Genomic DNA, 11583 nt, shown 5'->3' on the forward strand with positions numbered 1-11583 from the left:
GGCGACCCTCCTAATGAAACCCGATGGCGGACGCCCCGAGCCTAGTAGTGCCTGTCCCGGAGTGGCCTCGGCCACGCGCGCGAACGCGTGACCTGCCCGGTGCGGCGAAGCCGGAGGCGAGCGGCACCGGGCAGATCGCGAAGCGATGCCGCGTTCGCCCAGGCACGGTCACGTAGCGAGCCGCCAGGCGAGCGAAGTGGGTCGGGACTTTGAAACACAGCCGGGAAGCGGGAAGCGCGGTGACGTCCGAGGCTGCTGATAGCTTCGGGGACCATGCTCGTCGCCCACGCCACCTGGCATGGCGGTGCGCTCTGCCTGTGGGCCGAACGCACCGGCCCGTACGAGCCCTCCCCGGACGTCCACCCCTTCGCGACCTGCGACTTCACCGGCACGTCCTACGAGCCGCTCCTGCGCACCGCGTTCCGCGTCGAGCTGGCGATGGCGCTGCCCACCGCGGGCGACCATCCGCTGCCGTCCGCCGAGCTGGGCCCCGAACCGGTGAGCGGCGAGCCCGAGCTGCGCCCGTGGCGGGTCCCCGCCCTGGTCCTCGCCCCGTTCCCCGCGATGGCGCTGCTCCAGGCGGCCGAGCACGGCGCCGACGTGATCGCGGGCACCGACCTGCGCTTCCTGTCCATGGTCGCCGACGAGGCGGTGCACCTCGCCGGGCGCGGCCACGTCCTGCCCGCCCTGCTGCGCGAGGACGGCGACCTCGTGGCCCGCTGGCGCCCGGTCCTCGACGACCCGGCGCGGTTCCGCGCGCTGGCCCGCGCCATGCCCGCCGCCTGCCGCGCCGCGGACGGCGGGCGCCCCGCCGCCGAGGTCCTGCGCGAGGCGCTGTCCGCCCTGGTCGACACCGCGGTGCGGGGCGTGGTCCCGCATCCGCTGCTGGTGTCGCGGCGCAAGGAGCCCGACCGGCTGCCGCTCGCCGAGCGCTGGGTGATGGCGCTCACCGGACCGTCCGCCGAGGTCGCCCGCGAACCCCGCGACGACCCCGACGACCTGATCGCCGAGCTGGACGCGTGGGCCGCCGCCGCGCGCCGCCCGTCCGGCCCGCTGCGGGCCTGCTTCCGCCTCGCCGAACCGGGCGCCGAGGAGTTCGAGGAGGACGCGGAACCCCGCGAGGGCGACACGTGGCGGGTGGAGTTCGCCCTCCAGGGCACCGACGACCCGAGCCTCTACGTCCCCGCCGCGATGGTGTGGGACGGTGAAGCCACCTCGATCCCGCAGGCGGAGGAGACGCTCCTCGCCGGCCTCGGCCGCGCCCTGCGCCTCTACCCCGAGCTGGCACCCGCTCTCGACGGCCCCACCCCGTCCGAGCTGCTGCTCGACACGGCGGGCGCGTTCCGCTTCCTCCGCCAGGCCGCCCCGATGCTCGCCGCCGCGGGCTTCGGGGTCCTGCTCCCCCAGTGGGCGGGCAAGGCGAAGCTCGGCATGAAGCTCACCACCCGCAACGAGGACCCGGAGGCGTCCTCGGGGTCGGCCGCGCCCTCGGGCTTCGACCTGAAGTCGATGGTCGACTTCCGCTGGGACCTCGCCATCGGCGACGAGAGCATCGACGAGGCCGAACTGGAGGAGCTGGCCCGGCTGAAGACGCCGCTCGTCCGGCTGCGCGGCCAGTGGGTGGAGCTTGACGAGCGGCAGTTGGAAGCTGCCCTCGACTTCCTGCGCCACCCGCGCCGCGGCCGCATGACCGCCGCCGAGGCGATCCGCGCGATCGTCCACGCCGGCGACGACGTCCTCCCCCTCACCGAGGTCGACGCGGCGGGCTCACTAGGCGACCTCCTCTCCGGCGAAGCCGACCGCCGCCTCACCCCCATGCGCACCCCCGACGACCTGGACGCCGAGCTGCGGCCGTACCAGGAGCGCGGGCTCGCCTGGCTGACGTTCATGAACGATCTCGGCCTCGGCGCCCTTCTCGCGGACGACATGGGCTTGGGTAAAACGATCTCGGTACTCTCACTGCTAATTCACGAACGAAATGACGGCGCGACCCCCGCCCCGACCCTCGCGATCGTTCCCATGTCGCTGGTGGGGAACTGGCAGCGGGAGGCGGCCCGGTTCACGCCCAAGCTGCGGGTGTACGTCCACCACGGCACGGGGCGGCACCGGGGCGAGGACCTCGCCGCCGCGGTGGCGGGCGCCGACCTGGTGCTCACCACGTACGGGACGGCGGCGCGCGACGCGGAGACGCTCGCGGCGATCGCGTGGGAGCGGGTCATCTGCGACGAGGCGCAGGCGCTCAAGAACAGCGGGACGCGGCAGGCCAGGGCGGTGCGGAGCATCCCGGCGCGCAGCCGGATCGCGCTCACCGGCACGCCGGTGGAGAACCACCTGACCGAGCTGTGGTCGATCATGGAGTTCGCGAACCCGGGGCTGCTCGGCCCGCGCGCCGAGTTCCGGCGTCGGTTCGCGATCCCGATCGAGCGGGAGGGCGACGAGCAGGCGGCGCTGGCGCTCAGGCGGGCGACGCAGCCGTTCGTCCTGCGGCGCCTCAAGACCGACAGGTCGATCATCACGGACCTGCCGGAGAAGCAGGAGATCAAGGTCTACTGCAACCTGACGACCGAGCAGGCGTCGCTCTACCAGGCGACCGTCGACGACATGCTCCAGCAGATCGCCGAGGCGGAGGAGGCCAAGCGGCGCGGGCTGGTGCTCGCGACGATGGCCAAGCTCAAGCAGGTCTGCAACCATCCGGCGCAGCTGCTCAAGGACGGCTCGCGCCTGCCCGGCCGGTCGGGCAAGCTCGAACGGCTGGAGGAGATCTGCGCCGAGGTGCTGGAGCAGGGCGAGAAGGCGCTCGTGTTCACCCAGTACGCCGAGTTCGGGTCGATGCTCCAGCCCTACCTGGCGGCGCGGCTCGAACGCCCGGTGCTGTGGCTGCACGGCGGGACGTCCAAGCAGGCGCGCGACGACCTCGTCCAGCGCTTCCAGGAGGACGCCGAGCCCGCCGTCTTCCTGCTGTCCCTCAAGGCCGCCGGGACGGGCCTGACGCTGACCGCCGCCAACCACGTCGTGCACGTGGACCGCTGGTGGAACCCGGCCGTCGAGGACCAGGCCACCGACCGGGCGTTCCGCATCGGGCAGACCCGCAACGTCCAGGTCCGCAAGTTCATCTGCGTCGGGACGATGGAGGAGCGCGTCGACGAGATGATCGAACGCAAGAAGGCCCTGGCCGAGTCGATCGTCGGCACCGGTGAGGACTGGCTGACCGAGCTGTCGGTCGCCGAGCTGCGCGACGTCCTGCGGCTGTCGCCGGAGGCGGTGAGCGACTGATGGACGAGCGGCCGGATGACGGGGGCATCAGGGCGCGCACCCGGCGGGGGTCGATCGGGGCGCGGTGGTGGTCGCGGCGCTTCATCGACCTGGTGGAGTCGTTCGCCGACGCCGGACGGCTCCAGCGGGGCCGCACGTACGCCCGCAAGGGCAACGTGTTCGACCTGCGGGTGGAGGCGTACGAGGTGACCGCGAAGGTGCGGGGCTCGGCGCCGGAGCCGTACGAGGTGGCGCTCGGCATCGAGGCGATCGACGAGGACGGCTGGCGGGCGGTGGAGGCCGAGCTGGCGTCCCGCGCGCTCTTCCGGGCCCGGCTGCTGGCCGGGGAGATGCCGCCGGAGATCGAGTGGGTGTTCGCCGAGCTGGGGCTGGCGCTGTTCCCGGGCGCGGCGTCCGACCTGCACCTGATGTGCGACTGCCCCGACTGGGGCGACCCGTGCAAGCACGCGGCCGCCGTCCTGTACCTGCTGGCCGAGGCGTTCGACGACGACCCGTTCCTCATCCTCCAGTGGAACGGCCGGCGGCGCGACCAGCTGCTCGGCGCGCTCCGCCGCGCCACCGCGACCGAGCCCGACCCGCTGGAGATGGAGGACGAGCCGCTCAGCGCCGCCGGGTTCTGGACGCCGCCGTCCGGCCTGGCCCGGCTCCGCGAGCGCCCGCCCGCGCCGCCGGTCCCGCCGGGGTTCGTGCTCCAGGTCGCCACTCCCCCGCCGGTCCGCGTCCGCCGCCGCGCGCTGCCGGACGTCCTGGCCCCCGCCTACGAGGCGCTCGCCGCCCAGGACGACGACTGATCCGAGGGCCTCGCCGGGCCGCGAATGATCTTACGGAGTGCGAACACCGGCGCGGCTCGGCCGCCTACCGGCGGGTTCGCTCCGTAGCCTCCTGCCATGCGGGGCTCCGGGGAGGGCCGGGGTCCGCACCTCATGGGGGGAGTTACGAGGGATGAGCGGAATCGTCGTGGAGGCGCGCGGGCTGCGCGTCCGCTGCGGCGCCCGGACGGTCGGGGACTTCTCGTTCGCGGTGCCGGAGGGCGAGGTTTACGCGCTGCTCGGCCACCGGGGCTCGGGCAAGACCCTGCTGCTGGAGGCGCTCGCGGGGCTCCGCCGCCCCTGCCGAGGCACGGTGCGCATCCTCGGCGCCGACCCGTACGCGGCGCGGGAGGGCCTGCGGATCGGCACGGTTTGGCGGGACGAGGGGCTGTTCCCCGGCCTCACCGTCTCGGAGATCGTCGAAGGCCGGCACCGCTGGACGCTGGACCCGCTGACGGCGGAGGAGGCGCTAGCGCTGACCGGCCTGGAGAGGGCCGCGCGGGTGCGGTTCGAGCGGCTGACGCCCGGGCAGCGGCGGCGGCTCGACCTGTCGCTGGCGCTGCTGGACCGCTCGGACGTGCTGTTCCTGGACGAGCCCACGTCCGGCCTCGACAGTGGAACGATCCACCAGATCTGGGCGACGCTGCGCCGGATCGCCGCCGCCGGCACGACCGTCCTGCTCACCACGCGCGACGCCGCCGAGGCCCGCCGAGCCGACCGCATCGGCGTCGTCGACCGGGCCCGCCCCGTGCAACCGACGGGCGCCGCGGGCCCCACCGGCATGATCCCGATCCGCGGACCCCTCACCGCCACCCGCTTCTGGCCCCAGATGACCACCGCCCACCCCCCGACCTCCAAGGCCGTGTAGCCGTTGGACAAGGCCGTGTAGCCGTCAGAGGGGTAGGCGGGCGCGGACGGTGAAGCCGCCGTTGGGGGCGGGGCCGGCTTCCAGGGTGCCGCCGAGGGTCTCGGCGCGGTCCCGCATGCCGCGGATGCCGCTGCCGTCGGCCGACGGCGGGCTCGATCCGGGCGTTCCGTCGTCCTCGACGCTGAGGACGACGTGGTCGGCGCCGTAGCGGATGCGGACGGCGGCCGAGGTCGCGCCGGAGTGCCGGGTCACGTTCGTGAGCGCCTCCTGGACGATCCGGAACGCGGCGAGGTCGGCCTCGGCGGGCAGCGGGCGCGGCTCCCCCTCGACCTCGGTGCGGATCTTCAGGCCGGCCGCGGTGATGCCGCGGGTCAGCTCGTCCAGCCGGGCGAGGCCGGGGGCGGGCGTGACCGGGGCGGCCTCGTCGACCTGCCGCAGCACGCCGAGGGTGGCGCGCATCTCCCGCAGCACGTCCTTGCTGGCCTGCTTGATCGCGGTGAGCGCGTCCTCGGCGCGCTCGGGCTCGCGGCGCAGGCCGTGCAGCGCGGCGGTGGCCTGCACGTTGATGAGCGAGATGTTGTGGCCGAGGACGTCGTGCAGCTCGCGGGCGATGCGCAGCCGCTCCTCGATGGCGCGGCGGCGGGCCTCGGCCTCGCGGCCGCGCTCGGCGACCCTGGCGCGCTCCTCCGCCTCGCGCAGGTAGGCGCGCCGGTTGCGGACGACGCCGCCGATGGCGACGACCGCGACGAACCAGCCGATGAGCAGGAAGCCGGCCGCGTCGGCGAGGTGGTTGACGTCGTCGCGGGCGTCGGCGGCGACGGTCGCGACGACCGAGATCCCCGCCAGTGCGCCGGCCGCGGCGAGGTACCCCTCGGACGCCGCCGTGTAGAGCGCGACGACGAACGTGAGCACCGCCGGGCCGTCCGGCTCGGTGACCGGGTAGTAGACGGCGCAGGCGACGAGCGTGACGGCGCCGACCGCGACCGGCCGTCTCCGGCGGAAGTACAGCGCCCCGCACGCGACCGCCAGCAGCGCCCAGCTGTAGAGGGGCATCCGCGTGGGCGGGCCCATGTGGACCGACACGAGGGTCATCGCGGCCAGGACCGCGAAGAAGCCGCCGGCCAGTGCGGCGTCCGCGGCGCGCCCGGTCGGCAGCCGGGGCAGCGGCCGCGCGCGCCGGTTAGCAAGTCGCACACGTCCATCCTGCCAGGATCCGCTCGCTTGCATGTCTGCAACCAGATGTAGTACTTCTACTATCAACGGATGCAGTCCTATGGCGAACTGTTCTAGGACCCGTACAGAGGGGGTCGTGATCCGCAAGACTGGCCCGGTGTCCGCCGAGAAGGAGACCGTCTACAACCGGATCCCGGTGCTGAGGGCGGAGCGCGGCGTCTCCCGCCGCGACCTCGCCACCGCGCTGGGCGTCCACTACCAGACGGTCGGCTACCTGGAACGGGGCGAGTACAGCCCCAGCCTCCACCTCGCCCTGCGCATCGCCGAGTACTTCGAGGTGCCGGTCGAGGTCGTCTTCTCCCTGAAGCCGTTCCCGAGGATCGGAGACACGTCATGACGAACCGCACCGCCGGATGGGTGGAGCGGTCCCGCCGCAAGCGCGCGGACCGTCTCGCCTGCCTCGACGAGGAGCTGGAGCGGCGGCTGCCCGCCCGCTACGCGCGCCGCCGCGCCCGCCGGATCCTGGCCGGGACGGGCGCGGTCATGCTGGGCCTGTTCTGGGTGGACGCCGCGGTGTCCTGGCGGCTGGCCCCGAGCGACACCGCGATGATCGTGAACTTCGTGATCCTCGGCGTCCTGGTGGTGGGCGGGATCCCGCTCGCCGGCCACCTGATCGCGGTGACCCGGGGGCTGATCTCCAAGCGGGAGCGGGAGCTGGACGAGCGGCAGCTCACGGCGCGGCTCCGCGCGTTCGCGACCGCCCACCAGGCGACCACGCTGGTGATCGCCGCCGTGCTGGTGGTGACGATGGCCGCCGACCGGGACGGCCGCGAGTCGCAGATCCCCGGCGCCGCGCTCTTCCTGATCCTGTTCGCGCTGCTGGCGACGCACGCGCTGCTCCCCCTCGTCGTCGCGGCCTGGCAGACGCCCGATCCGCCGCCCGCCGACGACGAGGGGGAGGACGGCTAGCGCAGGTCGCCGTTCGTCATGCCCTGCGGCGCGGGCGGCAGCGCGACGAGGCCCATCTCGGTCCGGCCGGGCAGCAGCGGGTGGTTCGGCACCACCCGGACGCTGTAGCCGAAGGCGCCGCTGCGTCCGAGCGGGACCTCGCCGGTGTAGCGGCGCCGCCCGTTCTCCGCCGGGCCGCCGTCCGCCAGCTCCAGGTAGGACGGCTCGACGAGGGCGTCGGCGTCGTCCACCCGGCCGTAGGCGACCTCGACGGCGACGTCCTCGGGGGCGAGCCCGCCGAGGTCCGCCACGACGCGGACCGTCAGCCGCGCGCCGACCTGCGGGCTCTCCTCACCGGTGGACTCGACGTGCTCGACGGCGACCCGCGGCCAAGCGTCGCGGATCCGCCGCTTCCAGGCCGCCAGCTCCCGGGCGCCCGCGAACTTGTCGGCGACCATGGAGCGCTCCGCCACGGCGGCCGGGGTGTACAGGTCGTCGACGTAGTCGCGCAGCATCCGGGACGCGAGGACCTTCGGGCCGACGGTGGCGATGGTGTGCTTGACCATCTCCAGCCAGCGGCGCGGCATCCCGGCCGAGTCCCGGTCGTAGAACGTGACGGACACGTGGTCCTCGATCAGCTCGTACAGGGCGGCGGCCTCCAGCTCGTCCCGCCGGTCGGGGGTGGCGAGGCCGTCGGCGGAGGGGATCGCCCAGCCGTTCTGGCCGTCGTACCACTCGTCCCACCAGCCGTCGCGGATCGACAGGTTCAGCCCGCCGTTCAGCGCCGCCTTCATCCCGGACGTGCCGCACGCCTCCAGCGGGCGCAGCGGGTTGTTCATCCACACGTCGCAGCCCTGCACCATGAGCTGCCCGAGCGCCATGTCGTAGTCGGGCAGGAACACGATCCGGTGCCGGACGTCCTCGGATCCGGTGAACCGCACGATCTCCTGGATGAGCCGCTTGCCGCCCTCGTCGGCGGGGTGCGCCTTCCCGGCGATGACGATCTGCACGGGCCGGTCGGGGTCCAGCAGGATCGAGCGGAGCCGGTCGGGGTCGCTCATCATCAGCGTGAGCCGCTTGTAGGACGGGACGCGCCGCGCGAACCCGATCGTCAGGACGTCGGGGTCGAGTGCGTCGTCGATCCAGGACGTCTCGGCCTCGCTGGCGCCGCGCTGGCGCCACGACTCGCGCAGCCGGCGGCGCGCGTCCATCACGAGGCGGCGCCGCAGCAGGTTCCGCATGCGCCAGACCTCCGGCTCGGGGACGTCCCGGACGGCTTCCCAGCCGCGCCCGGACTCCATCACGGCGGGCAGCTCACGCGCGGTGAACTCGAGCACCTCGCGGGCGACCCAGGTGCCCGCGTGCACGCCGTTGGTGATGGACCCGATGGGGACCTCGGCGGTGTCGAACCCGCCCCACAGCCCGCCGAACATCTCCCGGCTGACCTCGCCGTGGAGCCTGCTGACGCCGTTCACGCGCTGCGCCAGCCGCATCCCCATCACGGCCATGTTGAACACGGTGCGGTCGCCGCCGGGGTAGTCCTCGGCGCCGAGCGCGAGGATCCGGTCGACGGGGACCTGCTCCTCCTCGTTCGAGCCGCCGAAGTAGCGGGAGATGAGGTCGCGGGGGAACCGGTCGATGCCGGCCGGGACGGGCGTGTGGGTGGTGAACACCGTGCCCGCGCGGGTCGCCTCCAGCGCCTCGTCGAAGGTCAGCCCCTCCTCCTTGGCGAGCTCGCGGATGCGCTCCAGGCCGAGGAACCCCGCGTGGCCCTCGTTGGTGTGGAACACCTCCGGCGCCGGGTGCCCGGTGATGCGGCAGTACGCGCGGATCGCCCGCACGCCGCCGATGCCGAGCAGCATCTCCTGGAGCAGCCGGTGGTCGCCGCCTCCTCCGTACAGCCGGTCGGTGACGTCGCGCGCGGCCTGGTCGTTCTCCTCCACGTCGGAGTCGAGGAGCAGCTGCGGGACGCGGCCGACCCGCGCGATCCAGACCTGCGCGTGCAGGCCGCCCCCCTTGGGGAGGCCGATGACGACGCGCACCGGCGTTCCGTCCCGCTCGCGGAGGAGCGTCAGCGGCAGCCCGTTGGGGTCGATCGGGGGGTAGCGCTCAAGCTGCCAGCCGTCCGGCGACAGCGACTGGGAGAAGTAGCCGTGCCGGTAGAGAAGCCCGACCCCGACGATGGGCACGCCGAGGTCGCTGGCGGTCTTCAGGTGGTCGCCCGCGAGGATGCCGAGGCCCCCGGAGTACTGCGGCAGCGCGGCGGTGATCCCGTACTCGGGCGAGAAGTAGGCGATGCTCACCGGCGAGTCCCCGGGCCGCGACTGGTACCAGCGCGGCGCCGTCAGGTACTCGTGCAGGTCTTCGGCGGTGTCCTGGAGGCGCCGCAGGAACCGCCGGTCCTCCGCCAGCCGCGCGAGCCGCTCCGGGGCGACCTCGCCGAGCAGCCGGACGGGATCGTGGTGGACGGCCTTCCAGAGCGCCGGGTCCACGTCGCGGAAGAGGTCGAGCGTCTCGTGGTGCCACGACCAGCGCAGGTTGAGGACCAGCTCCTCGAGCTGCCTGAGGGGCTCGGGAAGGACGGTGCGTACCGTGAAACGTCGGATTGCCTTCACGCAACGCCACGCTATGCGCTTCGGGGGCATGGACGCGACGGCGGGGACCACACCCTCACCTTCCGGATCGGTCGCCCCGGCGATGGCAGGAGTCCCCGGAGCCCCACGGCCACAGGGGTTCGCGCCCCACCGCGGCCGCTCGTCGCCGGCGCGGGGCCTCGCGGCCCGGCCCACCGTTTGCCCAAACTCGACCTTCCCCAGACCGGTTCCCCACTGGCCGAGGTCGGCCAGTGGCGATCACACCAGGTCATCGCACCGTCAAAGCCGCAGACCACTACATGCTCCGCGCGCCGTCGCGGGGCGGAAGAAGGAGAGCCGGTGCGCACCGACCATCGCGGTGTCCGGCGGGCCCTGGCGCCCGCGCTGACCGTTGTCCTGGCGCTGGCGCTCACGTCGTGCGGGAACCTCGTCGCGTCCCCGGACCTGCCGCCGAGCCCGTTCCCCAGCGCGAAGCGTCCGCTGCTGCACCGGCAGGCGACCGCGGTCCGGACCGCCGTCGACGGCCTGGCCGGCGTCGTCCCGGCCGAGGGTCGCACGGCTCGGACGGTGCTCCGCGACCACGACCACCAGTGCCGCTTCCACGACCCGGACGACCCGGAGCGCGCGCCCGCCGAACTCAACTGGGAGTACGCGGTGCGCCTGGAATACCGCGGGCCGGACGGGGCGGCCGCGCGGGACGCCGCGGTGAAGGAGCGGCTCCGGGGGGACGGCTGGGCGCTCGGCGACGACGCCGGCAAGCTCATCGCCGTCCGGCGGGGCATGTACCTGGAGATCCTGCTCAGCGGCACCACCGGCGACGGGACACTGGTGATCGGCGGGTTCAGCAGGTGCGTGGACGCCGCCGGCAAGGTCACGTCGGCGGACCCGCCGATCTCTCCGACTGCGCGGCCCACCCGGTGAGTGCCCTACGCGACCGCAACCCTGCGCGGTTGACGCGTCGCACAAAGTTGTCGAAAAAATCAGGACGCTGAAGGCCCCTTCCCGGGCAGGAGACGTTTCGGAAGTCTCGCACGGGTAGGAGATGGCACATGCACGTCGAGTCCGGAACGTCCAGCATGCCCGGCATTCCGAGGCTTGGTCGCATTCCGATCGTGAACGTCGAACCGGTGGTGGGGTGCGGCCGGTGGTCGGCGAAGGCCGTGGTGGGTGAGACGGTCGAGGTGTCGGCGACGGTGTTCCGTGAGGGGCACGAGCGGTTGGGCGCGGCGGTGGTGCTGCGGACGCCGGAGGGTGAGGAGCTGGCGCCGCAGCGGATGAGCGAGGTGGGGGTCGGGCTGGACCGGTGGTCGGCGCGGGTGACGCCGACGGAGATGGGGTCGTGGTCGTTCCGGGTGGAGGCCTGGGGTGATCCGATCGCGCACTGGCGGCACGACGCGGAGATCAAGGTCCCGCGCGGGCAGGACGTCGAGCTGATGCTCGCCGAGGGGTCGCTGCTGTTCGCGCGCGCGGCGGAGGCGGTCCCGGGCAAGGACCGCCCGACCGTGGACCGGCTGGCCAAGCGGCTCGCGGACGAGACCGTGCCGGCCGTCGACCGGATGGAGGCCGTGGCCGATCCCGACGTCGAGGACGTCCTGGAGCGGTATCCGTTGCGGGATCTGCTGACGGTCAGTGACTGGTATCCGCTGGTGGTGCACCGGCAGCGGGCGCTGTTCGGGGCCTGGTACGAGTTCTTCCCCCGCTCCGAGGGCGCCACCTTCGACCCCCTCGGCCGCCGCGGACCGATCTCGGGCACCTTCCGCACCGCGACCAAACGCCTCCCAGCGATCGCCGACATGGGCTTCGACGTGGTCTACCTGCCACCCATCCACCCGATCGGCACCGCGCACCGCAAAGGCCCCAACAACACCCTGGACGCCGGCCCGTACGACCCCGGCTCCCCCTGGGCGATCGGGTCACC

General features: G+C 73.6%; 9 protein-coding genes. 7 read left to right on the forward strand and 2 right to left on the reverse strand.

Translation table 11 applies throughout. The features are described from left to right. The first annotated feature begins 273 nt into the window (after positions 1–273). From AB0C21_RS02745 to AB0C21_RS02755, 3 genes are all read left to right on the forward strand, one after another. Positions 274–3273, forward strand: a complete 3000-nt coding sequence (locus AB0C21_RS02745) for a DEAD/DEAH box helicase (protein WP_500202323.1) — start codon at positions 274–276, stop codon at positions 3271–3273. After that, positions 3273–4064, forward strand: a complete 792-nt coding sequence (locus AB0C21_RS02750; protein WP_500202324.1) for an SWIM zinc finger family protein — start codon at positions 3273–3275, stop codon at positions 4062–4064. Before AB0C21_RS02745 ends, AB0C21_RS02750 begins: the two co-directional genes overlap by 1 nt. Positions 4065–4215: 151 nt before the next feature. Continuing rightward, positions 4216–4950 (forward strand): ATP-binding cassette domain-containing protein, encoded by a 735-nt coding sequence (locus AB0C21_RS02755; protein ID WP_500202325.1) that lies wholly within the window; start codon positions 4216–4218, stop codon positions 4948–4950. Positions 4951–4974: 24 nt separating this feature from the next. Here AB0C21_RS02755 and AB0C21_RS02760 read toward each other — a convergent pair whose 3' ends face one another. Continuing rightward, entirely contained in the window at positions 4975–6144 is a 1170-nt protein-coding gene (locus AB0C21_RS02760; RefSeq protein ID WP_500202326.1) for a sensor histidine kinase, read from the reverse strand. Positions 6145–6259: 115 nt separating this feature from the next. Between AB0C21_RS02760 and AB0C21_RS02765 the strand changes: the two genes are divergently transcribed. Together AB0C21_RS02765 and AB0C21_RS02770 are read left to right on the forward strand one after the other, a co-directional pair. Next, entirely contained in the window at positions 6260–6520 is a 261-nt protein-coding gene (locus tag AB0C21_RS02765; protein ID WP_500202327.1) for a helix-turn-helix transcriptional regulator, read from the forward strand. Then, entirely contained in the window at positions 6517–7092 is a 576-nt protein-coding gene (locus tag AB0C21_RS02770) for a hypothetical protein (RefSeq protein ID WP_500202328.1), read from the forward strand. Before AB0C21_RS02765 ends, AB0C21_RS02770 begins: the two co-directional genes overlap by 4 nt. Here AB0C21_RS02770 and glgP read toward each other — a convergent pair. After that, positions 7089–9686 carry an alpha-glucan family phosphorylase gene (gene glgP, locus AB0C21_RS02775; protein WP_500202329.1) on the reverse strand — a complete coding sequence of 866 codons (2598 nt, stop codon included), beginning with the start codon at positions 9684–9686 and terminating at the stop codon, positions 7089–7091. The two genes, AB0C21_RS02770 and glgP, sit on opposite strands and share 4 nt — an antisense overlap. Before the next feature lie 318 nt (positions 9687–10004). On the opposite strand from glgP, the gene AB0C21_RS02780 reads away from it, so the two are divergent. Together AB0C21_RS02780 and AB0C21_RS02785 are read left to right on the forward strand one after the other, a co-directional pair. Next, positions 10005–10586, forward strand: a complete 582-nt coding sequence (locus tag AB0C21_RS02780) for a hypothetical protein (protein WP_500202330.1) — start codon at positions 10005–10007, stop codon at positions 10584–10586. A 191-nt stretch (positions 10587–10777) separates the two neighbouring features. Next, on the forward strand, positions 10778–11583 hold an 806-nt coding region (locus AB0C21_RS02785), incomplete at its 3' end, for a maltotransferase domain-containing protein (RefSeq protein WP_500202331.1).

This window comes from Spirillospora sp. NPDC049024, from assembly GCF_040649235.1.
Taxonomy (GTDB): Bacteria; Actinomycetota; Actinomycetes; order Streptosporangiales; family Streptosporangiaceae; genus Spirillospora.

What these genes read in the sequence shown, in the direction of transcription:
- AB0C21_RS02755 (WP_500202325.1), top strand. Translation starts at nt 4,216, where the DNA reads ATGAGCGGAATCGTCGTGGAGGCGCGCGGGCTGCGCGTCCGCTGCGGC.
- AB0C21_RS02750 (WP_500202324.1), top strand. Translation starts at nt 3,273, where the DNA reads ATGGACGAGCGGCCGGATGACGGGGGCATCAGGGCGCGCACCCGGCGG.
- AB0C21_RS02745 (WP_500202323.1), top strand. Translation starts at nt 274, where the DNA reads ATGCTCGTCGCCCACGCCACCTGGCATGGCGGTGCGCTCTGCCTGTGG.
- AB0C21_RS02770 (WP_500202328.1), top strand. Translation starts at nt 6,517, where the DNA reads ATGACGAACCGCACCGCCGGATGGGTGGAGCGGTCCCGCCGCAAGCGC.